Origin of the sequence: Vibrio sp. J1-1, from assembly GCF_021728395.1 — a bacterium.
Lineage (GTDB): Bacteria > Pseudomonadota > Gammaproteobacteria > Enterobacterales > Vibrionaceae > Vibrio.
This window is the reverse complement of sequence record NZ_JAKKCM010000008.1, coordinates 214014-239779: the sequence shown is the minus strand read 5'-3', so window position 1 is coordinate 239779 and position 25766 is coordinate 214014. Positions and strand designations below refer to the sequence as shown.

The following is a 25766-nucleotide window of genomic DNA, read 5'->3' as shown; positions in this document are numbered from 1 at the left end:
GGTTATGGAAAACAATACTCCGAATCAAATGAGCCAAATCAAAGTGCCGGCGACGTATATGCGTGGCGGCACGAGTAAAGGGGTCTTTTTCAACCTGGAAGATTTGCCTCAAGAAGCGCAGGTGGCAGGAGCCGCGCGTGACAAACTGTTGTTGCGTGTTATCGGCAGCCCGGATCCTTACGCGAAGCAAATCGACGGTATGGGTGGCGCAACCTCCAGTACTAGTAAAACGGTGATTGTTTCGCGCAGTAGCCAAGCCGATCATGACGTTGATTACTTGTTTGGCCAAGTGTCGATTGATAAGCCATTCGTAGACTGGAGTGGTAACTGCGGCAATTTGTCTGCCGCAGTTGGGCCGTTCGCGATTCATGCTGGTCTGATTCAGCAAGATCGCATTCCAGAAAATGGGATTGTGACTGTGCGCGTTTGGCAAGTGAACATCGGCAAAACGATCTTGATTCACGTGCCAATCGTCAATGGTTTCGTGCAAGAAACCGGCGAGTTTGAACTCGATGGCGTGACGTTCCCAGCGGCTGAGATTCAAGTGGACTTTGTTGACCCAGCAGACGGTGAAGGCAGCATGTTCCCAACAGGTAACTTAGTCGATGATTTGGTGGTGCCTAATGTGGGCACCTTCAATGCCACTTTCATCAACGCGGGCATTCCAACCATTTTCATTGATGCAGAGTCGATTGGATATCAGGGCACTGAACTACAAGATGATATCAACAACGACGACGCTGCATTAGCAATGTTTGAATCTATCCGTGCGCATGGCGCGTTAAAAATGGGTCTGATTTCTGAACTAGAAGAAGCTCAGACACGCCAGCACACACCGAAAATCGCTTTTGTATCCAAACCGAAAAGCTACCTTTCTTCAAGTGGTAAAGCGGTAAATGATACGGATATCGACGTGTTAGTTCGCGCCTTATCGATGGGCAAACTACACCACGCAATGATGGGAACCGCAGCCGTTGCTATCGCGTCAGCAGCATGTGTGCCTGGTACATTAGTTAACCTGGCTGCTGGTGGCGGTGAAAAAGAGTCGGTGACGTTTGGCCACCCGTCAGGAACGTTAAAAGTTGGGGCACAAGCGAAGCAAACTGAACAGGGCTGGGTGGTACAAAAAGCCATCATGAGCCGAAGTGCGAGAATACTGATGGAGGGATTTGTGCGAGTACCCTCCAATGTCTTTGAATAGAGAAGCAATGTCAGGACATACTGGAGGAAGCAATATGTCTTCATACGAAAAAGAATATTTATGGGCGAAAAACGAACCGGAGAGTTTTTGGCGCGCTCAAGCGGAGAATATCGACTGGTTCGAATCTCCAAAGACCATCTTGAATACTGATGAAAACGGTATTGAACGTTGGTTCCCAGATGGCGTGATGAACACGTCTTGGTTAGCACTGGATTACCATTGTGAACAAGGTCGAGGTGATACCGCCGCCCTTATTTATGATTCACCAGTGACAGGGAATAAAAAGACCTATACCTACACCGAGCTTCGCGATCAGGTCGCGAAAGTTGCCGGTATGTTGTCTGCCCAAGGTGTAGAAAAAGGCGACCGAGTCGTTATTTACATGCCGATGATTCCAGAAGCGGCGATGGCGATGCTTGCGTGTGCACGATTGGGTGCAATTCACTCAGTGGTGTTTGGTGGTTTTGCACCAAATGAGCTGGCAGTGCGTATTGAAGATGCCGAGCCTAAAGTCATCATGACGGCATCGTGTGGTATCGAAATCAGCAAAATCATTCCATACAAGCCAATGGTGGACAAAGCCATCATGGATAGCCGTTGGAAACCAGAGAAAGTGTTTGTTTTCCAGCGTTCGGAATGTGAAGCAGAGCTGAACCAAGAAAGAGATCTGGATTGGCAGCAAGAATACAGCCAAGCACTGCCACACGCTTGTGTTCCTGTATTAGCGACCGATCCACTCTACATCCTTTACACCTCAGGTACGACGGGTAAACCGAAAGGCGTGGTTCGTGACAACGGTGGCCATGCGGTAGCGCTGAAGTACTCAATGAGTGCCATTTACAATATTCCACAGGGTGGCGTGTTCTGGGCTGCATCTGATGTTGGCTGGGTAGTAGGGCACTCTTACATTGTTTACGCACCATTGATTCATGGCTGTACAACGATACTTTTTGAAGGCAAACCGGTTAGAACGCCTAATCCGGGCGCATTCTGGCGAGTTTGTGATGAGTACAAAGTTGATGCGTTGTTCTCTGCACCTACCGCATTCCGCGCGATTAAGAAAGAAGACCCAGAAGGTGAGTTTTTAAAACATTACGATTTGTCTAACTTAAAAACCATCTTTATGGCTGGTGAGCGTTTGGACCCTCCAACTCTTGAATGGGTGCAAAGCAAAGCCGACAAACCGGTTATCGATCACTGGTGGCAAACGGAAACGGGCTGGGCTATCGCAGGTAACCCAACAGGTATTGAAATGATGCCAGTTAAAGCCGGATCTTCGACCAAGCCAATTCCGGGCTATCAAGTTGAAATTCTTGATGAACTTGGTGAGCCAGTGAAACCGAATCAACAAGGTTTTGTTGCACTAAAACGTCCGTTACCGCCAAGCTGCTTACCAACCGTATGGCGTAACCATGATCGTTTTGAAACTGGTTATCTGAGCCAGTTTCCAGGCTACTATGTGTCCGGTGACGGTGGTTATCTCGACGAAGACGGCTACCTATTCATCATGGGACGTATTGACGATGTGATTAACGTTGCGGGTCACCGTTTGTCTACGGGTGAAATGGAAGAGATCGTTGGCGGTCACCCGGCGATAGCAGAATGTGCGGTAGTTGGTATCCACGATGACCTAAAAGGACAGCTCCCACTTGGCTTTGTCGTACTTAAAGACGGCGTTAAGGTGGATGAGTTGGATCTGGAAGGTGAACTGGTCGGAAAAGTACGTAGTGAGATTGGTGCGGTTGCCTGCTTTAAGCATGCGCTGGTCGTTGATCGTCTACCGAAAACACGCTCGGGTAAAATTTTACGTCGAACCATTCGTCAAATTGCTGATGGTGAGAAATACACGGTCCCATCGACCATTGACGATCCAACCAGTCTGAGTGAAATTGAGCGAGTGCTTCGTCGATAGCGTTTAATCTACTCCATATGTTTAATGTTTCGCCCCTGCAATCCAAGCAGGGGCTTTTTTTTTAATAGTGATACAACTTTAGTCGCAGCAAGAATAACCAAATGACGACTTTATTGGTTCTCTCTACTTGCCATCCTTGTACTTTGGTCACAAACTACGAAGGTTCAAATTTTGGTAAGCTTTTTTATGAGTGCATTTGTAATTAAATCTGCGTGTTTTGATGATATCAATATTCTCAATGACCTTATGTTCGACTTGCATGATGAGCATCATGTTCAATCACCGGAACTGTTTAAAACGGCAGAAGAAATTGAGCAAGAGAAAAGCATCGGGCGCTATATAGATAACCCTGAATGTCTGGTTTATGTCGCATCTAAGGACGATGAAATTATCGGGTTTGTTTCTGGGCACTTCTGTGAGCTAATTTCTGTCGTCAGTAAGCCCGTTATGATGGGCAGTGTTGATGAATTGTACGTGTTGCCTGAGTTCAGGAAGCAAGGGGTAGCAAAAGCATTACTTGATAAAATTGAATCCACTTTCATCAATTATGGCGCGAAACAGATGTTTGTCGAAGTATGGAGCTTTAATCAACAAGCGTTAACGCTATATGAAAAGCAAGGCTTTGGTCAACACATTCATTGCCTAAGAAAAGCGCTCATCATGCCCGATAAGATCCGGTGACTCTGATTAAATCCGAAGTGCCATATCACACATAAGGTGCAGTCAGTTGCGTTTTTAGTTTAATGGCTGAGTCACGATTTATCATTTAAAGCTATTGTTTTCAGACGAATTCGCCTAATAGTCGTTTCAGAACTGAGAATTTAAATAAGGTGAGTGAATTTTCCTGACACGAATTCCATATTACTGTCAAAATTGTCACCGCAATTGCGCATTATGTCCGGCCAGAGTCAGAGTTGAATTAAGATTTTGTCTCTAACCTCCCCGGTCTTATGTATCATACGCATGAGGCATCACTTAGTTTCTTAAAAATCTATCAATATTGCTGCCTTCACACGTCGGTTATTATTATTAAAGGTTACATTTTGTGTTGAGACAGTTATTTTTCGTCACTCTTTACTCCGTGTTATTGGGTAGTTCACCTGCTATCGCTGCGTCGTTTTCAGAGCCAGTAGAAGGTGCACTTTGTGTTGTGCGAGCAGATGACAAATTGGTACTGGTTCACGAGATCCTAACCAATCGAATTTCACTGCCCGGAGGGACAATAATTGAGGGTGAGCCACCAAGAACTGCAGCTCAAAGGGAAACTTGGGAAGAAACCGGATTAGTCGTAACGGTAGGCAAAGAGCTAGGTCGCACTGAGACGGCGGTTTTCTTTGATTGTGTATCAGATTCAGAGCTCATTTCTTACTCAATGGTTAATTCAATGGGTGGGAACGAGCTACCGATTTGGTTTGCGCCACATTATGGTGTAGAAATCGCGTCAGCAATGTTGCTGACACCAGAACAGCTTCTAGTCTCTACGTATCGTTATCCCGCACAATGGCAAACGGTCGTTGGTTATTTCAATGATGCGACGCATCAACCAGTTCATTACATTCATCACTTGATCGAGTCTGCTCCATCGTTTCGCCAGATCGAATTGGATTGGATGATGGGGTTACAAAGCTGGGTTGGTTCACTATCTGAAACCAGTTTTCAGACGGCTTCTCAGTCTGCTGAAATGATTCTAGAGCTCACCGCACCAGCCATTTTACTGTTTTTGTTCCCGTTGGTGATGATGCGATTTGGTAGCCGTTTTGTTTTTAGACTATTTTTCGCAATTTCAGTAACTTCAGTGATGATACTTGTCGCGCAGCAGGGGTTTTCATTACCAAGACCACATGTTTATATGCCAGTGGTAGAGCTCACACATAGCTTCGGTTTCAGTTTTCCAAGCTTGCCTATCGCAGTGTGGTGTTGTGTGCTCACTTTTCTATTTTACAAAATTGGTAACTTTGGCGTTAATGTCTCAACAGGTCTGATTATTGGCATTACGTTGCTGGTTATTCTGGCTAAATACTTCCTTGGTACTGCTTTTATATTGGATATGTTGCTGGGTGCGTTATTGGGGATTTTGGTCGCTTGGCATATTTTGCGTCTGGAAGGAAGCCCGAAGATACACGTTGATCAGTTGCTCACCTCGAAAGGAGTGTGGTTGGCTATGACTGCATTTACTGCGGTGATTTCTGTCATTTGGCCGTTACCAGTATTTGGCAACTGGCTGGCAATTCTAATGGCGGCTTCTGTCATCGTTATGACTTTCGACAAGTCTCAAGTGCAGATAAGCGCCAGACAGACGGTTTTCGTTACTTTGGTGTTGGTATTGGCTCAACAATTGTACCTATATTCGGCAACTATCGTATCGCATAGCGGCTTTTGGTCTCTGGTATTTACCACTCTGCAATACCCCATGTTGATGCTGTTGTTCACGCTTCTTGTAAGAAAACTCACTCAAGACCAGCGTCAGAAAACAAGAGTTCAGGAAGCTGAATAAAGTACTTCAGCAGCTTCAAAAAAGCCTGCGAAGTTCGCAGGCTTTTTCGTTGTTCTAATGGCGTAATTTTTCAAGTTGTGCTGATTAGTACTTCACTTGATAGTTCAAAACAAACGTTCTTCCGCGGCCTTTGTAATAGTAGGCTGCCGACTCGTAATGAGACGAATACACAATTTGAGCTCTCTGCCCCCAGATTGTGGTGTAATCTTTATCGAACAGGTTCTGAATACCAAAGCCTAGGCTGCCAACGGGAAGTTGATAATTACCGACGAGATCAAACACGGTGTAGCCATTCAATTCGTTTTGAGCGTCATCTTTGTAGTCAAACATGGTTTGGCTTTGCACTTTTACCGATAGATCTGAGTCAACCCAACCTGCCCACGCGTTCGCTTTTGAGGTACTCGCTTCACCCGCGCTAAAGTCTTGCCAGCCGTCGTCTCCCTTAACTTCTGAGATCACATAATGACCCGATGCTCCGAGCTGGATATTGTCATTCATCCAGTAAGACGCCATCGCTTCCAGACCATAGACACGCTTTTTGTCGTCGATTTCATCGATGAGCATGGTTGTCTTGTTATATTTCACTGACTTATCAGACTGAGAGTAATAAGCGGCGGTTTGTACATTCAGATCACCAGTATCTAGGCGGTAACCAAGTTCAAAGCTGTTGGTTTTAATGCCCGACATCTTAGATTTATCCACGTTGATACTATCGTTAAGCTGCCAGTGATCGCCAACAAGGGTGTAGTCTCCTTGTCCATAGTATTTAGCCGGGTCTGCTAGGTCGAAGCCTTGAGAGAAGTTAGCCCAAATTTGAGAATCGCTATCTAGATGATAAACCGTACCCAAGTTAAATAGGCTAACACTGTAGTCGGTTTCACCGCCCGGAACGGCATCGGCTGAAGTGCCATTTCCTGCTGCTATTTTCTTCTGTTGGCTGTAGCCAATAAAATCGTCAATCTCGTTTGATATGTATTGGTAACGAATGCCGCCTTCAACGGTCCAGTCATCAGTTATTGCATAATCAGTTTGTACAAATCCGGCAATGGAACTGACTTCGATACCTGGATATCGGCCAACCTTCGCGTAAGTTTTGTTAATCAGATTCCCTGAATTGTTAGCAATGGTTGGATCGTAGAGCGCTTGATTGCTATCGAGTTTATCCTGGTAAGCATCAATGCCATAAACGATGTTTAATCGGTCAACGCTTTTCGCCAGCGCTGCTTTCAACGAAACGACATCGGTAACTTGTTGACCTGAAGATTGATAGTAAGGCGTGTAAGTTTGGTCTTCTTTACGGTAGGAAGCTTCTGCAATCAACTGATGTCCTAGGAACTGCTCGTCGACGTAAGACGCGCTTAGCATCATGCGCTCGGTTCCATGCTCGCGGTCGGATTCAAAACCTTTTCGTACATCAACAAAATCACGGCCAACAATGTACAGACCATACGGAGAGTCTTGTTGGCTGTCATAGTATTGTGCCAAAAGGTTCAGTTTTTTTGTCTCAGAAATATTAATGCCAGCGGTTGTAAGAAAATCAACTGTTTTATTAAATTGTAACGATCCCTGCGAAATGTCCGGAGTCACAATATTCCCATTAGCGTCGAAGTAGCCTTGCGTTTCACTGTAGATAACAGAAGCGCGGGCTTGAATTTTTTCACTGCCACCAGAGATTGCTTGACCTATCTTGTAATCAAAATCTTCGCCGGAGTTAAAGCCTGAGGATCCACCAAAAAAGGATTCAAACTCAATATCTTCGTTCTGCGCTTTTTTCGTTATGATGTTAATCACGCCACCTGAAGCGCCAGCACCATACAGAGAGGTCGCTCCCGAAAGAACTTCAATACGTTCAATATTAAATGGATCAATGGAATCTAAGTAGCGACTGATTTGTCGAGATGATTGCAAAGAGACGCCGTCAATCATGACGAGCATCTTACGTCCACGCAGGTTTTGACCGTAATTGGTTCGTGCTCCGCTGCTTACATCTAACGAGGGAATGGTTGACGCTAGAATTTCACCAAGAGATTTTCCTCCACGATACTCTTGTTCAATCTGTTCAGAATCGATATACCAAACCGTGCCTGGAATATCACTGAGCGCTTTAGGGGTGCGGCTTGAAACAATGACCACTTTTTCATCAGTGACGTATTCTTCTGCTTGAGCTGTCAACACTGTACATGCTGCGGCAACGGCAAGTGCAACAGTGGAAATCTTTAAACTTCCTTTTTTAATGTTCATTTTCTTCTCTATGTTTATCAACGAAAGGACTTTTAAGTCCTCAGATAGGTACGCTGACCTTTGATTTTGTTCTAATTAAACAAGCCTTCGTCTTTACCTGTTGAATGAAAGACAAAGCCACTTAGATTGCTACAAATAAGGCTGATTCGTTGTGGTGTTACCGGTTCACTGAATGTCATCAAACCGCGTAATCTCGCTGCGATCATTCTCAATTCTAAATAAGAATCATTATTATTGTATTTGTGGTGCAAAAATACAATATGAAAGTTAAACTTTTTGTTTTCGTTAGCTAAGGTTGAGTGTTTGTTGTCCGAAGAGTTGGCCGGAATAAGAATGAACAAGCGAATATATGTGAAGAGTGAAAGAGCCTGACTTGGTTAGTTAGGCTCAAAGTAATGCTTAGCTAGTGGAAAAAGGAAAGGTTGGAGGGAGAAGGGGAGCTAATTAAAGTTGGGGGCAATGTTGTTTAATAGGCTCTCTCGCTGCGCACGAGGCACATTCATTACCTCTTTATAGGTTCGTTTCATAACGCGAATGTCATTTTCTAGTAACTGAGCGAGCTTTGTTGCGGCTTGAGCGTTATTTCCCTTTAACAATAGTTCAATGATTTCGACTCGACGTTGGCAAGAGGTAGTCGCAGAGGATTGAATATGCATAGATACCAGGTCAGTGGCTTTGCGAAGACGATTGTGTTGCTGCATGATGCCTAACAAGAAACGATTTCCCGAGCAATCTGCGAGCACTTCGTGAAATTCGGCGCTTAGGTTAAATAATTGGCTTGCCGTTACTGTTTGCGGTTCAGCAATGGCTTCTAGATGACTATCAAGTAGAGTTTCAAGTGCGTCGCGATCCAGATTCCAGCTCGGTTCGAGCAGACCTGCGGGTTCGAAAATAAGGCGGCATCGGTAGCTTTCGGTATGCCTATCAAGTGTATTCAGCACACCTTCGAGCTGCCACTTGTAGCCTGGGCTTCGCTGGAGGATCGCGTCACTTTCCAGCAATCGCAGAACATTTTGTATTTCACCTCGGTTGGCGTCATAACGCACTTGAAGCTCTTTTTCGGAAATCGGGCAATCCAGCTCCCCAAAAAACAGATCCATAAGTACGCGGAGATAGAGTTTCTCTTCACGGGATTGTTGACTGACGTTTTGATCCATCTCCTCAATAGTTGCAGCGTCGATGAGTAATACGAAACCTTTGTTTGGCACCGCTTTGGTGATGCTTTGATCAGCCATATATTTTAGCACGGCGCGAATTGGTGTTCTGGATACGTCAAATTGCAGTGCTAAAGACGATTCATTCAAACTACAACCGGCCTGCGCATTGTCTGCCTTTAGTTTTGCGATAACTTTGAATAACAAGTCTTGTTGAAGTCGTGTGATTGCTGCTGTGTCCATAGGGTTCAAAGCGGTTGATACATTTGTCTTCATGGTAAACACAAACGCATTTGATTGCTATGAATTGTGTTTTCACAACATAAATACAGACAACCCAAGAAGCGCGGTCAAACTTGCTGAAGTTGATTCAGCAATCAAATTTCAAGTCGATATATCACTATCGTACTATCAAGATCACATTGCCATTAGTTGCTTATGTTAGCTCCTTTTCTTTCGGCGTATGTTTTAACTGAATCGATTCAGCATTTGTTATTCACAACAAAATTAAGGAAAAAGAGATGAAATTGAATTCAACGCTCGCTGCCGTACTTCTTGGTCTGACTACGATAAATGTTCATGCTGCCGAATTTGTATTAACCGATTCTGCTAAAGGCCAGGATGTGGGGGACTGGCAAGTCACCAGCGACTCACTAAAAATGAAAAGTGATACTCCGTTTTCCATAGAAAAACGCCGTCTGCATGGTGGCAAGCAGATGGGTGTCGATATCATTGTGGTCAATAACGGTGAACTGAGCATCACCGTTATTCCAACACGTGGCATGGGTATACTCAATGTTAAACGTGACGGTGAGCGAATTTTAGGCTGGGATTCTCCAGTAAAAGAAGTGGTTAACCCGGCGTTTATTGAATTGGAAAGTCGTAATGGTCTTGGCTGGTTAGATGGCTTTAATGAAATGTTAGTGCGATGCGGTTATGAATGGACTGGCCATCCAGGTGTGGATGATAATGGTCAGCTACTGAGCCTTCACGGTAGGGTTCAAAATACACCTGCTTCGACAGTCAAAGTAATCATTGATGATAATCCGCCACATAAAATTACGATTGAAGGCACGGTGTCTGAGCGTACGTTCAAAAAGGCGGAACTGGAAACGCTAACCAAACTCGAAGTGGTTCCTGGTGAAAGTACGTTTGCTTTGCATGATACGCTGACAAATAAGGCTGACTATGATGATGAATACCAGATCATCTACCACTCCAATTTTGGTCGCCCGATCTTAGAGAAAGGCGCGAAAGTAACCGCTGCAGCCAGTGAGATTTCACCATTTAATGACTACGCCAAAGCAGGGTTAGACGATTGGCAGACGTATCTTGGGCCAACCAAGGACTTTGATGAAATGGTATTTAACCTCAAGCCGATTGGTGATGAAAAGGGCAATACCTTAGCTGTACTGCATAATCAAGCGGGTAACCTTGGTGTGTCGGTTGGTTATAACATTAAACAATTGCCGGTACTGACGCTATGGAAAAATACAGATACTGAACAACAGGGCTACGTCACAGGGATTGAGCCTGGCACCAGCTATGCGTACAACACAAAGTACCAACGTCCGTTGGGGCTGGTGCCAACCATAAAAGCGGGTGAAAGCAAGCAATTTGACGTTACGTATACTGTACTTCGCAACAACCAAGAGGTTACGCAAGCTTTAGAAGCGGTCAAAAATATCCAACAAAATCAGTCAGTGAAAAAGGTAGAGCAACCGCTGGTTGATTTGAGTAAGTAATCCCAAGATTAAAAGGGTCACAGCCGTTGGCCCTTTTAATACACGCCTGTTTCTCGCCATCCCTTCAAGCAATTTTTTGCTTTTCTTTGTCTTATCTAAAGATCACTCTTAATACGGAAAATTTCTAACAAATATGATTTGTGCAATTAAAACGAGCAAATATATAGACTTATTCGGTAAGACAAGCTAGTTTAGTTAAATTAGTGCAATTAATTGCTTAGTATTTGTATGAACAAACGCAGACATTTATTAGTCTTTTCCTCTAATATTCTTACCTTACTGATGATCAATGTTTGCATTGCATCCATTTTAGTTATGACTAATGTATATGGACCTCATGCTACAAACGGGAAAATTTATTGGTTGCTATTGGTCTATGTAATTACTGGTCTACGTTGTTGGATTCATTATGGTGTTTCTAACGACAACAAATATAAATTAGACTTTCATTTTATTGGTGTCATTCTCTCAGCGATTATATGGGCTGCTTACCCGTATATATTTCATCAAACAATGACGTTGGAAGAAGTCATGTTCACATTAGTCATTTTTTGTGGGATGTCGGGCGGTAGCGTCACATTACTATCTGTTGATCGGCGTTCCGCGTTGGTGTATGTATCTCTTACCACCTTTCCATATAGCTTTATATTACTCACTGGAGACGATTCTACTCTAAGAAGTTTTGGGGTAATGGGGGTGGTTTATGGACTTGCACTATGTTTGACTGCCGTAAGAAGTGCCAACTTTATTTACTCATCAATCGATAATCAAACTAAAATTGAAACATTAGTATCGAGCCTAGAAAATGAGGTTGACTCTAGAGGGAGTAGAATACGAACATTAGAACGTCGTGATATGCTTTCCGGGTTATATAACCGAAATAACTTCGCCCCAGCGATTGCTATAAAACGTACTCAAAAAAATCAATCATCGCTACTAAATGGTTTTGTGCATGTTGATATAGAAAATCTGCATCTTATTAACGATAACTATGGTCATGAGTATGGCGATTTTATTATTTCAGAAGTTGGAGATATATTATTAAATAACGATAAATATCACAGTTCAATTTCTGCTCGGTATGGGAGTGATGAATTTATTATCCACACTTACGTTTTATCAGAAATAGAGTTAGAACAATTTATTAGTAACTTAAAGAAGCAGATAACAGTGTGTTTTCAGTTAGGAAGTATTCGTGTAAAACCTGACTATCATATAGGCTATTATATTTGTGATGACAGTGTCCCAATCAATACTGCTATTAGAAATGCGTATCTAGCTGTTAGCTATGGAAAAAAGAATAATCTACGCGTTAGCTGTTTTGGCAAGAATATACAAGAAAGCTTTGAACGAAAAGAGTATTTATATGAAGCTATAAAAAAAGCGATTAACGATGATAGCTTTTATATGCAATACCAGCCGATAGTAAATGTCAGAGACGAAAAGGTACACTCTTTTGAAGCATTAGTTAGGTGGGAGTTAAAAGGGGAACGAGTCTCACCAGACGAATTTATAAAGGTAGCTGAAGAGTATGGATTGATAATAGAGCTTGGACAATTAGTACTTAAAATGTCCATTGAAGCATTAGCTTTGGTCAACAAGATGCATCCATACATTTCAATATCAATTAATGTTTCGGTTATTCAGTTCGAAGATGAAACATTCTTAGATAGTTTAAAACTGCTCATTGAAAAGTACTCTATTAATCCAAACAATGTGCATTTAGAAATCACTGAAACAGCAATGATCACCAATATTGATAAGCTAACTCAAAGCATTCTGAGTGCAAAAGAGATTGGTGTGATGATTTCAGTCGATGACTTTGGAACGGGTTTCTCTTCTATTTCCGTGCTTAGAAATCTAAAAATAGATTATATAAAAATCGACAAATCATACATTGATAACATTTGTCTGCATGAAAAAGAACAAAGCATAGTCTCTGCGGTGACTAAGATGGCTCATACGATCGGTACGAAGGTGATCGCAGAAGGTATTGAAACACAAGATCAGCTCGATTCTATAGCACAACACAGCATTGATTTTTACCAAGGCTATCTGTACAGCAAGCCAATATCATATAAAGAAATGCTCTCGTATTGCCAAGATCCGCAAAAGCAAACCAGCGGTACTTTCCTATCGTGGTCGAGCTCACCTTACACGAGTTGATAGGTCAGGATGAAGACTAGATGAGCACCATGAAGAGAATTGCTGTTATTGGGTCCCGTGGTTCAGGAAAGCCCACATTTTTATCCTTGCGTTGCTCGCGCTGGGTCCAGCGACTAAATAATTAAGTTTTGAAATCAGTCGCAACATCTAGATAATCCTTTCAGGCGAATGACTTGATAGCCTTAAAATTCCAATAACATATAGTTAGTGGGGTTTTTATGGAAAAGGCAGAATTCATCCGGTTGCACTTGATTGAAAAAGGTGTTCCCGTGGACTTAACTAAACCAACAATATTTGTTTGGCCAAAATACAAAGACCTCTCGAAAAAGCCACTAGTATTCCAGTCGTTTGTAAAAGTGTTTTTAATGGATAGCTTACTTTTGGGGCCACTATGGGGAGCGTTCATGTGGGCATTTTCTTGGCATAAAGAGCCTGAACATTGGAGGTTCTATCTTATTTGTTTCGCCTCGTTTGGTATTTTAATGGGATTTATCACCATATTTAGAATTATCAAGGCTAGAAAGAGTTTGGGTGAAAACAACTGGGAAAACTGGTGTAAGCGAAACTACGAGTAATACACAACAAAAAACTTGGTCGACAAAAGGTAATTTACAAAATGTTATTGCGTACAAGCCCTCTCTTTACATTGGTACAGAGTTTCCCAAACCGACGGATATCATCAAAGTTTGGTGTAATGCCTCGAGAGATGCTGTGTTCCCAATAGGACACTTCTGAGTCTACTAGCTCCATCAATTTCTTTGGGCAACCAATGCAATTGCCATCAGTACCACAGACGAATGTGTCACTTTCATACAGAGGTAGCTCGACCTTAGCTCGATCAATAATTAACTGCATCGCAGTGACTCTGTCTGGTTTGATGCTCATGTTTTGAATCGCTGGTTTTCGGAAAGTGTGGTCATTCTAAGGTGTTTAATCGCGTTGTAAATTGGCTTAAAGTGGTAATGTTGAAGGTGTTTAGCCAAAAAAACTAAAGATTCCTCACCCTCGGCATCTTTAGTTTTAATTAGTATTAGCTTGATCGCAAACACTAATACTAAAAGGAGGCTTATAAAACTAATAGATTGTTATTTTTGAAGAATTTATCTGCATGGTATCTGAGATGTCCGTTCTCAACATTATTCTCGTTAGTAGTTTTTATTGAATTTGTCTATAGATTGGTTTGAGGTGGAAAGTGCGAGAACCTCGTGCTTATTGGTTTCATTTCTCGTTTCATGGACGTTTATTCTTGACGAAATGACTTGGCTGCAATCAGGCACTTACAAATGTGCTGAATGGATAAAAACCTTTTTTATTGCCTATATAACCTGTGAGGTGACTGTATTTGTCAACCTGATTTACATGTTGGCGAATAAATATAGTGTAACCTCAATGTCTTGGTATACTCCGTGCTTATTGCTGGCTGGTTGTTCACTTTACCGAAAGGTATATAAAGGTTAGATATTGCGTTGTACACGTCTTAGCAAAGTATTCTATTCGAAAGGAATTTTAATGTTCAGGGAAACAACAAAATCTGATTTTAAGTTATTTTGGCCAACCTTTTCAGCCGTTATTAACGCTCAGGAAACTTATGCATTTGATCCAGAAATGACGTTGGAAGAAGCATACCACATCTGGTGTGAAGTTCCGTTGAAGTCGTACGTTTATGTAGAAAACGACGTAGTTTTAGGCTCCTATTACCTGAAACCTAATGCTATGGGGCCAAGTAATCATATTTGTAATTGTGGTTATATGGTTGCAAACGAGGCGAGAGGAAAAGGGATCGCTCGAAAGATGTGTGAGCATTCGCAACGGCTAGCCGAAGAACTTGGTTTTGAAGCGATGCAATTCAATAGCGTTGTCTCGACGAATGAAGTCGCGGTTAAGCTCTGGCAAAAACTTGGTTTCAGCATAGTAGGTACGATTCCTAAAGCCTACAGGCACGGTCGTTTGGGGTATGTGGACAGTTTAGTCATGTATAAATGGTTGCGAAGATAACCAACTGTAAAAAGGGGATATACCCCGTTACTTTGTAACTCGTGAGTCAACGATAGGAGATGGTACAAATGGAAACAGAAAGACTTAAATTACGGCCTCCTTCAATGAAGTTGCAACCACTTATGCTAGAAGCAATAAAAGAAAGTGAGAGCGAACTAAGCGAGTATCTTCCTTGGGTCCCTTATGCGCTTACCGAAGAGGAGTCTATCGAAAACACAAAGCTGGCGATGAGTAATTTTGACAACTTCGAAGGTGAGTTACGTTACTCACTGCTCGAGAAGCACTCTGGCCGCTTCGTTGGTGCTATCGGACTGATCATTAGAGACAAAGGGGTACCATTTTTTGAAATTGGCTACTGGTTACGTAGTTCTTGTGCTGGTTTTGGTTTTATGACGGAAGCGGTTCAAGCGGTTGAGGAATACGCATTTCGGGACTTGAAAGCGAATCGGGTAGAAATCAAAGCGGCCGAAGGAAATTCCAAAAGTCGGCGCGTGGCAGAGCGTTGTGGTTACAAGCTTGAAGGAACGCTGCATAATGACCGCCGGTTACCATCGGGGCAACTCAGTAATACGGTGGTGTATGCTAAAACGGGTTTATAGATTAAGCAAGCCTCGTATGACGGTCCGAGACTCCCCTTGAATCATGTCTTATCCTAGTTACACGCTTACTCTGCAAATTCGAGTGAGCGAACCACTTTGCATGGGTTACCTACCGCAACACTGTTTGCTGGGATAGATTTGTTAACAACGCTTCCTGCGCCAATTGTGCTGCCTTTTCCTATTGTCACTCCAGGTAGAATAATACAGCCACCACCAATCCAAACGTCATCCTCTATGGTAATGGGTCTTGCTTGTCCAATATGTTGTTTGCGTTCGCGAGGGTCAAGCGGGTGAATGGCAGTATAAAGCTGCACATTGGGCGCAATAAAAACATTGTCACCAATCGTCGTTGGACAACAATCTAACAACACAAAGTTATAGTTAATAAAGACGTTGTTACCTAGCGTAGTATTGATACCGTAGTCAATTCTTACACCTTTCTCTATATGTACGTTTGCGCCAACTTGCTTAAAGATGCTTTTGATAACTTGTGTTTTTTCTTCTGTCTGACGCGAACTGAGTTGGTTGAAGTGATCCGTTTTATCTCTTGTTTGATAGCGTATTTCTACAAGTTCTGGATCACTAATTAAGTAAGGCTCTCCAGCCACCATTTTTTCGTAGTCAGTCATGCACATTGCCTTATTACACGTTGTTTTAGACAGTATAAAGAAGGCTTCAGAGCTCAGACATGAACGAAATGGCTGTAAGTATGTAGGATCCTGCTCATTCATAAGAAGTAATAAGCCAGAGGAGGTGAGTAAGTCTATTTCAGATAGAGAATAATTAACATTTTCACTAGATATTAAGTACGTCTGTTATCGATAGAACTATAATTAGCCTGTATAAAACACACAGGTATGATTATTATGGCTATTAGAAAGGCACATTTCTCCATACTATTGATGATTTTACTTATCTCACCTATAGCTGTTTTAGGTGGTACGGGAGATGAGTATAAGGCGAGAGGAAAGTACTTGGTAATAATAGGCGGTTGTAACGATTGTCATACCGCTGGTTATGCACCGAGTGGTGGAACAATACCTGAGTCCCAATGGTTGCTGGGTGAACAACTCGGTTTTAGAGGGCCATGGGGAACCACTTACCCTGTCAACTTACGTGAATACATTAGCAATCTGACTGAATCTGAATGGATCGCCAAAGCAAAACAGCTGAAGACCAGACCTCCAATGCCTTGGTGGGTTTTGAATACCATGACTGAAGATGACTTGCGGGCTGTGCACCAATACGTCAAGAGTCTAGGTAGTGTCAAGAATACGGTTCCATCATTTGTGCCTCCAGAAGAGGAGCCGAATCCACCATATATTCAATGGCCGCAGCCACCAGAGTAAAACCGTTCTAACTATTTGACGCGTTTAGTCAACTGACGATGGGTGAAACAAGATTAAAAACGGCACCCTTAGATGGAGTGCCGTTTGTTATTTGAGATGGGATATTGAAGCTGAGCTTATTACGCGTTCAGAACAAATTTTTCAATGGCTCTGGCCACACCATGGTCATCGTTACTTGCTGTAATGTAGTCGGCGATCTTTTTGGTTTCTTCCATGGCGTTTTCCATCGCGATGCCTAAGCCCGCAAATTCCAACATATGATGATCGTTTTCTGCGTCACCCATACAAATCACTTCCTCCGGTTTAATAGACAAGTGCTCTGCAATTGCAGCGATACCAATGCCTTTATTGCTTAACGGGTTAAGAAACTCCAGGAAGTATGCAGCGCTCTGAACGACGGTAAATTTGTCACGTAATTCAGACGGCAATGCAGCAATGACTTCGGTTAGCTTGCTTGGCTCTGCTACCATCATCGCTTTGATAATAGGGTGGTCATCTTCCAGAGATTCAAAGCACATTTCGGTGACACTAAGACCGTTAATATTTGCTTCAATATCGGTGTATGGATTGTTTTCGTTAGTGATCAGACCGTGAACCTGACTAAACGCGTGAACATAGGCTCCGAGTTCTTTTGCTTTTCGAGCGACTAACTTTGCCGCTTTACCATCGATGATTTGCTGGTGGATGATTTCATTGGTACCAATGTTTTTGACCATTGAGCCGTTGTAGTAGAGAACGAAATCTTTGTCCGAACGAATGTCCAGTTCATCCAATTTAGCTTGCATGCCATCGATTGGACGACCTGAGGCCAGAACAACGGTTACGCCTGCTTCTCGAGCTTTGGCGATCGCTCGTTTATTTTCATCTGAAATTACTTTTTCGCTGTTTAACAACGTGCCGTCCATGTCTAGGGCGATCAGTTTATACATGTTACTTACCTTAAAAATTCAAAATTGAGGCGTGATTTTATAACAACCATTAGAAGCACGCCCTTCCTATGAAACTACAAAATGGTCTATTTTAACAATTAATTTTTGGTTTGAATTGACCTAGACACAGCTCTCCATTAAGGTCTTCGCCTCGAAGTATTATGAGTGAGTGAGTTCTACGTTGTATAAGCTAAATGAGATGTTTGAAACCATCCAAGGAGAAGGGGTCTTTACTGGCGTTCCTGCTGTTTTTGTTCGTCTTCAAGAATGCCCGGTTGGGTGTTCATGGTGTGACACGAAACAGACCTGGGAGGCGGCAGAAGAGGACCAACGTTCGATTGGTGATATTCTGATTAAGACGGAAGATTCTCCGACGTGGTGTGTTGCAACGGCAGAAGACATCGTAGAGCAATATAAGAAGCAAGGTTTCAACGCAAAGCATATCGTTATTACTGGTGGTGAGCCGTGTATTTACGATTTGCGTCCGTTGGCACAAGCGTTTGAAGATATGGGTTGTCAGTGCCAAATTGAAACCAGTGGTACGTCAGAAGTCGTTACGACAGAGAAAACTTGGGTGACAGTGTCACCAAAAGTGGCAATGAAAGGCAAATTACCAGTGCTGAAAAGCGCATTGGAAAGAGCGAATGAAATCAAGCATCCGGTAGGGACTCAGAAAGATATTGATCATCTTGATGAGCTGTTAGCGTCTGCTGAGATTACGCCGCAGACTATCATTGCTCTGCAGCCGATCAGCCAGAAGCCTCGCGCGACGCAATTGTGTATTGATACCTGTGTTGCTCGCAATTGGCGTTTGTCGATTCAAACTCATAAATACCTAAGTATTGCTTAAGCTCGGAGAGTAACATGAAAAAAGCCGTCGTTGTTTTTAGTGGAGGGCAGGATTCGACTACCTGTCTTGTTCAGGCACTGAAAGAATTTGATGAAGTACATGCGATCACTTTTGACTATGGTCAGCGTCACAAGCTCGAGATCGAGGTAGCTCAACAGGTAGCGAAAGACTTGGGGGTTGCAGCGCATAAAGTGATGGATGTGGGTTTGTTAAACGAACTGGCTATCAGCTCTCTGACTCGTGATGACATTCCAGTTTCACATGAATTGCAAGAGAACGGTTTACCGAACTCGTTCGTACCTGGACGCAACATACTGTTTTTAACGCTAGCGGGTATCTATGCCTACCAGATTGGTGCAGAAACAGTTATCACTGGCGTTTGTGAAACAGACTTTAGTGGTTACCCTGATTGTCGTGATGCTTTCGTTAAAGCAATGAACGCAGCTTTGATAAAAGGCATGGATCGTGAGTTGACCATTAAAACACCGTTAATGTGGCTGAACAAAGCGGAAACTTGGGCGCTAGCTGACCAGTATGATGCGTTGCAACTGGTTCGCGAAAATACGCTCACTTGTTACAACGGCATCATCGGCGATGGTTGTGGTGATTGTCCGTCGTGTGATTTGCGTAAAGCAGGTTTAGAAGACTACCTGAATAACAAAAATGCGGTTATGCAGTCGTTGGTTGAAAAACAGAACTCAGAAGCTTAAAAAAACAACATATGGGAATAATGCCAGACATACTGATATTAGCATTATCCCGTATACAGGTTTATCGGCTCGTCGTAAGCATCCACAATGACATTGTGTCCGCTTCTTTTTGCCTGAGAAAGTGCTTGGTCTAAGATCGAATAAAGTTCATCAAAGTGAGTCAATGGATTTGATGTCGCGAGATAGGCCAAGCTTGCTGTAACTCTGACTTCTTCATTTTTATCTGTTTTGAATTGTTGCTCTGAAATTGTTTTGTGCAGACTCTGAACTCGGAATGGTACATCTATTTCATCTACATTCTTTAGAAGTAGAACAAACTCTTCTCCACTTAAACGCCCAATGAGCTCCCCCTTGTTCAACTTCGCGCTGAGTTTCTGACAAACTTGCTTAAGTACCAAATCTCCTACTGGATGTCCGTAAGTATCGTTAATTGACTTAAAGTTATCTAAATCAATCAACGCGAGGACATATCGTAATTCTTCGTCTATTTTCGTCGTCTGCCTCTTAATCGTTTCAATAGTGGTAGAACGATTCAAAGCGCTGGTTAAACTATCTAAACGCGCCTTTTTCCGATCTTGTCGCTGCAATACAAGTGTTAGCACTAGCAACATCACCAAACAGAAAACAATATAGTTATAGATGTTTTTTTGTTCTGTCAGTTTCTCAAGTTCACTTCGCTTTAGATTGCGTTCAGTGTGTAAGCGAGCAAGATTGAGATCGTATTCATACTCATTTTTGGTGAGGTCCAGAGCTTCCATCGATTTCATGTTTTTTGCATCTCGATTCGCCAACTCTATTGTTGAATACGCTTCGTAATGTGACAAAGCGGCTTGATAGTTTTGCTTAACCTGATAAGCCTTAGAAAGAAGTAATTGCGCTTTTGCTTGCAGTAATGGGCGTGAGTTCTTTGTCGATAATTTTAGCGCGGAATTCGCGTGCTCAATCGCCGTCTTTGCATCCAAACTTTTTAGGTATGCAAAACCTGCGGCTAAGTGTGCTTCGGTTTGAAGATGGTTATTCTCGTACCGTTCACCAAGCCCCAACGCTTGGTTAATATACTTTAGAGCGTCTTCCACATTGTCTGATTCGACTTCGGCGGATGAAAGCCCCAAATAGACTAAACCTTGGCCATATGGATACTCGACTTGCTCAAGAATAGTGAGCGAGTTTTTATAATGTGTAATAGCCTTATCATAGTCTTTGGCTTTGGCATACATGGCGGCTAGGCTGTGCTCGACCTGTGCGACTTGTACTGGTGTACCATCTTGTTGACGCGCAAGCAGGGCCTGTATTAGGTACTGTTCTGATTGCTCAAATTGTCCAAGCTCTGCCAACAAACTACCTACATCGTTATAAACCCCTGACGGGTCGCTTTGATAGGGCATATTTGCAAGAAGTCGGCGGTATACGCTTATCGACTTTCCATAATCTCCACGAAAATTGTAGTTATTGGCAATGATACGGAGTGAGAGATCTTTCGGAAAGCTTTCCTGATGCTTACTATCCAGGTGACTTTCTAAAGATGCACAGAAAAAATGTGCTTTATGATAACGTCCTTGCTGATTTAAGGTGTAACAAAGCTGGTAGTTCATCAAGGCTTCACCCTCTATGTTAGAACTTTGCTTCATCTTATTTCTTAACGAGGTAAAGTGCTTTACTGATGCATCATAGCTGCCTTGTTTTCGCTCATTTAAAGCGAGAATGTACTCGGATTCCAGCTTGGCAAACTCATTGTCCCGTCTTTGGCTATTCCCATAATAGGGCTGTTTAATGTTAGACATGTATTCATAAATCAAACCACTTACATACAGCTTCTCACTGTCATTTTTTGCGGTGTGGTAGCGGCTTTGAAGCAGACTGAGCGCTGACTTCGCACTGGTTTTTAGTGTGGCTTGATAAACCGAATGCCATTGAGTGACGTTCTGATATTGTTCGGTATATTGAGAGTGACTGGCATAGACCGGGCTCCAAAAAAGTAAGAAGCAGAGCAAGGGATACAGCATGCGCATATTATGGTTTATCGTATTACTTTCGTATGAATAGAATACTCATTATCTGATGAGCAGTGTGACGCTGTGAAGTATGTAAAGACGAAAAGACTGACGAAAACTATGCGCTTCGTCGATATTCGGAGTGAAAGTTATAAAAATAGTAAACTAAAAGACCTCAGCTTTGTGGGCTGAGGTCTCATCAATTAGTCTAAATAAAGCTTTGCTAGATCTTGTGGTTCCATTTCTTTGCCTTCTAACTGCGCGTTCCAGTTAGTGCCTACAAGAACACCATCTTCAGCAAGAGTAAGAAGCCAATCTTCTACAAAAATATCCAAAGGAATTTCCAGGACATCAAAATCAGCCCACTCTTCAACGTTATGTGCTTCTGCATCTTCTTTAGATGACCAGAAAGGCATAACTTCACTATTTTCGAATTCAGTCGAATCGCAGGATAGCCAACCTTCTTCGTTACGTAGACCCCAAACTAACTGGTTTTCTTTAGTTTCGGATACGAAAAGGTCAAGGTTTTCTTGGATATCTGATGTAAGTTTGCTCATTTCAAAACTCTCATTGTTATGACGTAGCTAGGTTAACATTAAAGGGCAGATTCCTAAAGCATAATACAGTTTGCATCGCTGCTAAAAGGAAAGGAGCCGAAGCTCCTTTATACAATTTAAGGGGGAGTATTCAGGCTAATTCTTTGGCAGCGTCGAAAAGACAGTCCATTCTTGTTTTACCTCGCCTTTATAACCGATCACCGTTGCTGTCACTCGTCTGTTTTGAGCATGACTAACTTCATCTGTTCCTTGTGTTGCCAGAACAGTATCACCGTACCCGATGATAGTCACTCTTCCCGGACTGATTCCGTTACCTAGCAACTTGTTTCGGACGTTATTTGCGCGTCGTTTAGAAAGGTCTAGGTTGTGCTCTGCGGTACCCGTTCGGCTAGCGTAACCCTGGATCTCTATAGAGGTCTCAGGATACGCTTTCAAGAAATTAGACAACTCATATATCTGTTGCGAAAACACAGGGTTGATTACATCTGAATCATTGGCGAACAGAACACGGAGCTGCATTTTCTCTGATGTGTTTTCGTACTCACCACAACCATCGTTGTCTATGTCAGCACCTATTGGTGTGCCTGGACACAAATCTCTTTCGTTGATCACACCATCACTATCTTCATCAAGGTGGTCGGCATTTTGCTCGGCGATAGGCGTATCCATGTATTCATATTCGTCGCCGTTTTCATTCGGCGAAGAGCTACACGCAGCCACTGCGAATGATAGTGCAATAATAGTTATGTATTTCATAATTAGTACTCCACCTTATCTAGCCATTCTTGCGGTACTTCGACTCTCAATGCACTGAGAAGTTGACCTGTTGCGTTCATTACTCGATATTTTGCATATTGTTCTGCATATTTTGCGTCAAGGTAGTCTTTACGCGCTTCAAACAGTTCATTTTGTGTGTTCAATACATCAAGAAGTGTTCGTTGACCGATTCTGTATTGCTTTTCGTAAGCAATCACGGTTTCAGACGCTGAATCTACATGATCCGACAAGAACTCTTTTTGTTGGAGTGTTAAATCCAGCGCAGTCCATGACAGCTTTAGCCCTTCTTCGACGTTTTTATACGCGCTTTCACGTAAATCTTTCGCTTTATTAAGTTGGTAAGCGTAACTATCTGCATTGGCTACATCACTACCACCATTGAACAAGTTATAGCGAAGTCGAAGCATGGCTAAGGTTTCATCACTTCTCCCTTTCAGACCGTCTGCGTCATCTCGCCATGTTTGCGATGCTTCTATCGAAATCGTTGGGTAGTAAACACCTTTTGATTGTTTGTACTGGAATTTAGCAGAGTCGACATCTGCGAGAGCGACTTGAATCACAGGATGAAGTTCGTATGCCGTACTTACCGCCTCATCTACGGTGTAAGGGAGAAAGTTTTCATCTGCTCTTGGAAAGATTAACCCTTGCGGCGTTTGTCCAACTAGACGGGTAAACAACGTATGAGTGTCGTATAAGTTATTTTGTGCGGCAGCAAGATTACCGTGTGCTTTAGCGATACGAGCTTCTACCTGGGTTAAATCTGCTGTTGACCCAATACCAGAGGTGACACGCTTTGAAATGTCAGAATAGATGTCTTTATGGACTGCGAGATTGTCTTCTGAGAGTTTCAATATTTCGTAGGCTTTCACCGAATCTAAATATACTTTTGTGACCTCCAGTGCCTTGTCTGACGCATCAGCCAAGAGTTGGAACCTTACCGATTCTGCATCGGCAGCGGTTCTGTCGATGTCATTCAGTGTTGCGCTACCGTCCCAAATCAATTGGGTCAATGTGATCGATGCTTCTTTTCTGGTGTAGTCTGTGTCGCCACGAGCTACCTCGTCTGACGGGTCGAGACCTTCATAGCCAATCCCCGCATCCAAATCAATGGATGGCAGATAAGCACCTGTAGATGCGTCATTTACGTACCGCTTACTCGTAAACTCGTTGAATGCACTTTTAATATCTGGGTTGTTTTGTAACGTCAATGTCACTGCTTGCTCTAACGTTTGACCGAAAACGGGTATAGACACCATTAAGCTACAACAACAGGCGTATTTGAGTCGGTTCCATTTCACGGTAGTTCTCCTAAAAAATCGTGTTTCTTTTTGTTGTTTTATCTCACTGTTGAGACAGAACACCACAATTAACAGTGTTTGAGTTAGGAATAGATCAACCTACTGTTAAACCTAGGCTTTTACTCAGAAAGTCCACGAACTCACCTGTATAAACCATAGCGCATAGGCTAGTAGTTGCTTAGCTAGCTATTGTATTAATTCAGGAAAAAAGCTCGATTTTTGAACATCATAGCGTTCCGAAGACTGTGCTTTTACAAGCTTTTTTAAAACCCCGCCCCTTGAGTTCAAAAGCTCTGTAAGCATTAAACATACAACGAAAAATATGATGATTTTGACTAAACTATAGTCGTAAATTAAAAGGTGACAAACTTTTGGATTAGTTTGAAGTGGGGCGAGGTAGGTATGGATCGTTTAACGTTGAGCTCATTAGTGGGCAACATAGTCGTGATCGGGCTTGATGGGAATATAAGGACCCTTGCAGAAGGAGAGTTCCCCAAGCCTGGTGAATTAATAATCGAAGAGGTTTCAGATACTTCGGAGTTGGTTGTTGAGCAAGTTACACCTCAAGGTAGCTCGATAAATGTGACGGATGACATTACCGCTCTGATTGAAGCTATTGCACAAGGGCAAGACCCGACTCAGCTTGGTGAAGATTTCGAAACCGCAGCTGGTGGAGTAAACGGGTCGAGTCCTCAAACCACAGGGGCGATTAACCGAACTGGCGCAGAATCTTTAGCTAGTACTAATTTTGAGACAGTTGGGATCAACGGAACAGGATTCTCTAGTACACAAGTTCAGACTCTATTGGACATTTTCCAACCTCAAGCACCTGCTCCTCAAGAAGCACCACTTCCTGCAGAGGTGGTCATTCAAGAAATATCCAGCCCCACCGTTAACGAAGGTGAGCAAGTCACTTTTGACGTCACTTTAGATCAGGCGACCGAAATAGAGACAAATATTGAATTGTCTTTGGATGATGGTTCTGCCATCGGCGGTTCTGCTGGCGCAGTGGGCGTGGACTTTGATAATACAAACGTATTAGTCACGTTATCTGATGGTACGACTCAAGAAATCCAAGTGAATGAAGATGGGACGTTTACTGTTTCTCTCCCTATTGGCGTGCAATCTTTCACTGTGAGTTTAGATAGTGTCGCTGATGATATTTATGAAGGTCCAGAAACCTTTACTTTGACGGGTGCAACCCCAGACCAAACAACTCCAGCTTCAGGCACCGCGACCATTTTAGATGACGGTACTGGACCGGGAGCGAACCCAGATGATGATCGTCCAACATTAACTGTAGGAGACTCAGGGCTAACAAGCGAGGGTGAAGCTGCGTCGTTTGAGGTAAGTTTGAGTAATCCTGTTGTTGGGTCGATAACGTACAGCGTGGCCCTGGACTTCAGTGATCTGGAGGAGAACGTCGCGGAATCCATCGACTTCCCGGATGCCCCGTTTGTCATTGATTACGTGGAAGACGGGCAAGATAAACAGATCGTGCTTGAGGCCGGTGAGAGCAGTTTCACGCTGCCGGGTAACGTGACCGAGTTTACTGTCCAGGTGGCGACGGAAGACGACGACATTTTTGAAGGTGTGGAAGGCTTCAAGCTGAATGTGGTCGCCGAAGCGGAAGTGGGCGGCGAGGCGTTTGAGCTCACAGACTCAGGTCTTGGCAGTATCATTGATGAGCGAGACGGTGAGCAAAACGGCGACACCCCAACCTTAGTGGTGGCGGACGCCGTTCAGGTAGAAGAAGGCAATGCGGCGTCCTTTGATGTCTCGATAAGCAACGCGGTTG

Annotated in this window: 21 protein-coding genes and 1 pseudogene; 13 read left to right on the top strand and 9 right to left on the bottom strand. The window is 43.1% G+C overall.

Going from position 1 to position 25766, the window contains the following annotated elements; all coding sequences use genetic code 11:
* Positions 1–4 precede the first annotated feature (4 nt).
* From prpF to L3V31_RS14920, 4 genes are all read left to right on the top strand, one after another.
* Positions 5–1201 (top strand): 2-methylaconitate cis-trans isomerase PrpF, encoded by a 1197-nt coding sequence (prpF, locus tag L3V31_RS14935; RefSeq protein ID WP_237316961.1) that lies wholly within the window; start codon positions 5–7, stop codon positions 1199–1201.
* Positions 1202–1235: 34 nt separating this feature from the next.
* The gene (locus tag L3V31_RS14930) at positions 1236–3113 is read left to right on the top strand and encodes a propionyl-CoA synthetase (protein WP_237316960.1); all 1878 of its coding nucleotides are present in this window, start codon (positions 1236–1238) and stop codon (positions 3111–3113) included.
* 186 nt (positions 3114–3299) lie between these two features.
* Positions 3300–3794: a GNAT family N-acetyltransferase gene (locus L3V31_RS14925; protein ID WP_237316957.1), complete on the top strand. Its 495-nt coding sequence runs from the start codon at positions 3300–3302 to the stop codon at positions 3792–3794.
* A gap of 364 nt (positions 3795–4158) precedes the next feature.
* Positions 4159–5607, top strand: a complete 1449-nt coding sequence (locus tag L3V31_RS14920) for a bifunctional NUDIX hydrolase/phosphatase PAP2 family protein (RefSeq protein WP_237316955.1) — start codon at positions 4159–4161, stop codon at positions 5605–5607.
* Between the two features lie 84 nt (positions 5608–5691).
* On the opposite strand, the gene L3V31_RS14915 is transcribed toward L3V31_RS14920, so the two are convergent.
* Both L3V31_RS14915 and L3V31_RS14910 read right to left on the bottom strand, forming a co-directional pair.
* Entirely contained in the window at positions 5692–7848 is a 2157-nt protein-coding gene (locus L3V31_RS14915) for a TonB-dependent receptor (RefSeq protein ID WP_237316954.1), read from the bottom strand.
* A gap of 440 nt (positions 7849–8288) precedes the next feature.
* A complete protein-coding gene (locus tag L3V31_RS14910) occupies positions 8289–9245 on the bottom strand; it encodes a GntR family transcriptional regulator (RefSeq protein WP_237316991.1) in 957 nt (318 codons plus the stop codon).
* 278 nt (positions 9246–9523) lie between these two features.
* Here L3V31_RS14910 and L3V31_RS14905 point away from each other — a divergent pair, with 278 nt between their 5' ends.
* The 3 genes from L3V31_RS14905 (at position 9524) to L3V31_RS14895 (ending at position 13488) form a co-directional block, all read left to right on the top strand.
* Positions 9524–10747, top strand: coding sequence for an aldose 1-epimerase family protein (locus tag L3V31_RS14905; RefSeq protein ID WP_237316952.1), 1224 nt, complete (start codon positions 9524–9526; stop codon positions 10745–10747).
* A 228-nt stretch (positions 10748–10975) separates the two neighbouring features.
* The gene (locus tag L3V31_RS14900) at positions 10976–12913 is read left to right on the top strand and encodes a GGDEF domain-containing phosphodiesterase (protein WP_237316950.1); all 1938 of its coding nucleotides are present in this window, start codon (positions 10976–10978) and stop codon (positions 12911–12913) included.
* Positions 12914–13131: 218 nt separating this feature from the next.
* Entirely contained in the window at positions 13132–13488 is a 357-nt protein-coding gene (locus L3V31_RS14895; protein ID WP_237316948.1) for a DUF6404 family protein, read from the top strand.
* Between the two features lie 34 nt (positions 13489–13522).
* Here the strand turns inward: L3V31_RS14895 and L3V31_RS14890 are convergent, their stop codons facing one another.
* The gene (locus tag L3V31_RS14890; protein WP_237316946.1) at positions 13523–13798 is read right to left on the bottom strand and encodes a hypothetical protein; all 276 of its coding nucleotides are present in this window, start codon (positions 13796–13798) and stop codon (positions 13523–13525) included.
* 624 nt (positions 13799–14422) lie between these two features.
* On the opposite strand from L3V31_RS14890, the gene L3V31_RS14885 reads away from it, so the two are divergent.
* Both L3V31_RS14885 and L3V31_RS14880 read left to right on the top strand, forming a co-directional pair.
* Positions 14423–14908, top strand: coding sequence for a GNAT family N-acetyltransferase (locus tag L3V31_RS14885; RefSeq protein ID WP_237316944.1), 486 nt, complete (start codon positions 14423–14425; stop codon positions 14906–14908).
* A gap of 68 nt (positions 14909–14976) precedes the next feature.
* Positions 14977–15507 (top strand): GNAT family N-acetyltransferase, encoded by a 531-nt coding sequence (locus tag L3V31_RS14880; RefSeq protein ID WP_237316942.1) that lies wholly within the window; start codon positions 14977–14979, stop codon positions 15505–15507.
* 65 nt (positions 15508–15572) lie between these two features.
* On the opposite strand, the gene L3V31_RS14875 is transcribed toward L3V31_RS14880, so the two are convergent.
* On the bottom strand, positions 15573–16136 hold the full coding sequence (locus tag L3V31_RS14875) for a sugar O-acetyltransferase (RefSeq protein ID WP_237316940.1): 564 nt from the start codon (positions 16134–16136) through the stop codon (positions 15573–15575).
* A gap of 273 nt (positions 16137–16409) precedes the next feature.
* On the opposite strand from L3V31_RS14875, the gene L3V31_RS14870 reads away from it, so the two are divergent.
* Entirely contained in the window at positions 16410–16856 is a 447-nt protein-coding gene (locus L3V31_RS14870; RefSeq protein ID WP_346014856.1) for a c-type cytochrome, read from the top strand.
* 119 nt (positions 16857–16975) lie between these two features.
* Here L3V31_RS14870 and L3V31_RS14865 read toward each other — a convergent pair whose 3' ends face one another.
* Entirely contained in the window at positions 16976–17785 is an 810-nt protein-coding gene (locus L3V31_RS14865; RefSeq protein ID WP_237316936.1) for a Cof-type HAD-IIB family hydrolase, read from the bottom strand.
* A gap of 199 nt (positions 17786–17984) precedes the next feature.
* On the opposite strand from L3V31_RS14865, the gene queE reads away from it, so the two are divergent.
* Positions 17985–18635: a 7-carboxy-7-deazaguanine synthase QueE gene (gene queE / locus L3V31_RS14860; protein ID WP_237316934.1), complete on the top strand. Its 651-nt coding sequence runs from the start codon at positions 17985–17987 to the stop codon at positions 18633–18635.
* A gap of 14 nt (positions 18636–18649) precedes the next feature.
* Entirely contained in the window at positions 18650–19345 is a 696-nt protein-coding gene (gene queC / locus L3V31_RS14855; protein WP_237316932.1) for a 7-cyano-7-deazaguanine synthase QueC, read from the top strand.
* A gap of 44 nt (positions 19346–19389) precedes the next feature.
* Here queC and L3V31_RS14850 read toward each other — a convergent pair whose 3' ends face one another.
* From L3V31_RS14850 to L3V31_RS14835, 4 genes are all read right to left on the bottom strand, one after another.
* A complete protein-coding gene (locus L3V31_RS14850) occupies positions 19390–21354 on the bottom strand; it encodes a diguanylate cyclase (protein WP_237316930.1) in 1965 nt (654 codons plus the stop codon).
* A 185-nt stretch (positions 21355–21539) separates the two neighbouring features.
* Positions 21540–21893, bottom strand: coding sequence for a DUF2750 domain-containing protein (locus tag L3V31_RS14845; protein ID WP_237316929.1), 354 nt, complete (start codon positions 21891–21893; stop codon positions 21540–21542).
* A 135-nt stretch (positions 21894–22028) separates the two neighbouring features.
* The gene (locus L3V31_RS14840; RefSeq protein WP_237316927.1) at positions 22029–22649 is read right to left on the bottom strand and encodes an OmpA family protein; all 621 of its coding nucleotides are present in this window, start codon (positions 22647–22649) and stop codon (positions 22029–22031) included.
* Positions 22650–22651: 2 nt separating this feature from the next.
* The gene (locus L3V31_RS14835; protein ID WP_237316926.1) at positions 22652–23968 is read right to left on the bottom strand and encodes a TolC family outer membrane protein; all 1317 of its coding nucleotides are present in this window, start codon (positions 23966–23968) and stop codon (positions 22652–22654) included.
* A 402-nt stretch (positions 23969–24370) separates the two neighbouring features.
* Here L3V31_RS14835 and L3V31_RS14830 point away from each other — a divergent pair.
* Positions 24371–25766 (top strand): annotated as a pseudogene (locus L3V31_RS14830) (calcium-binding protein); the annotation flags it as partial.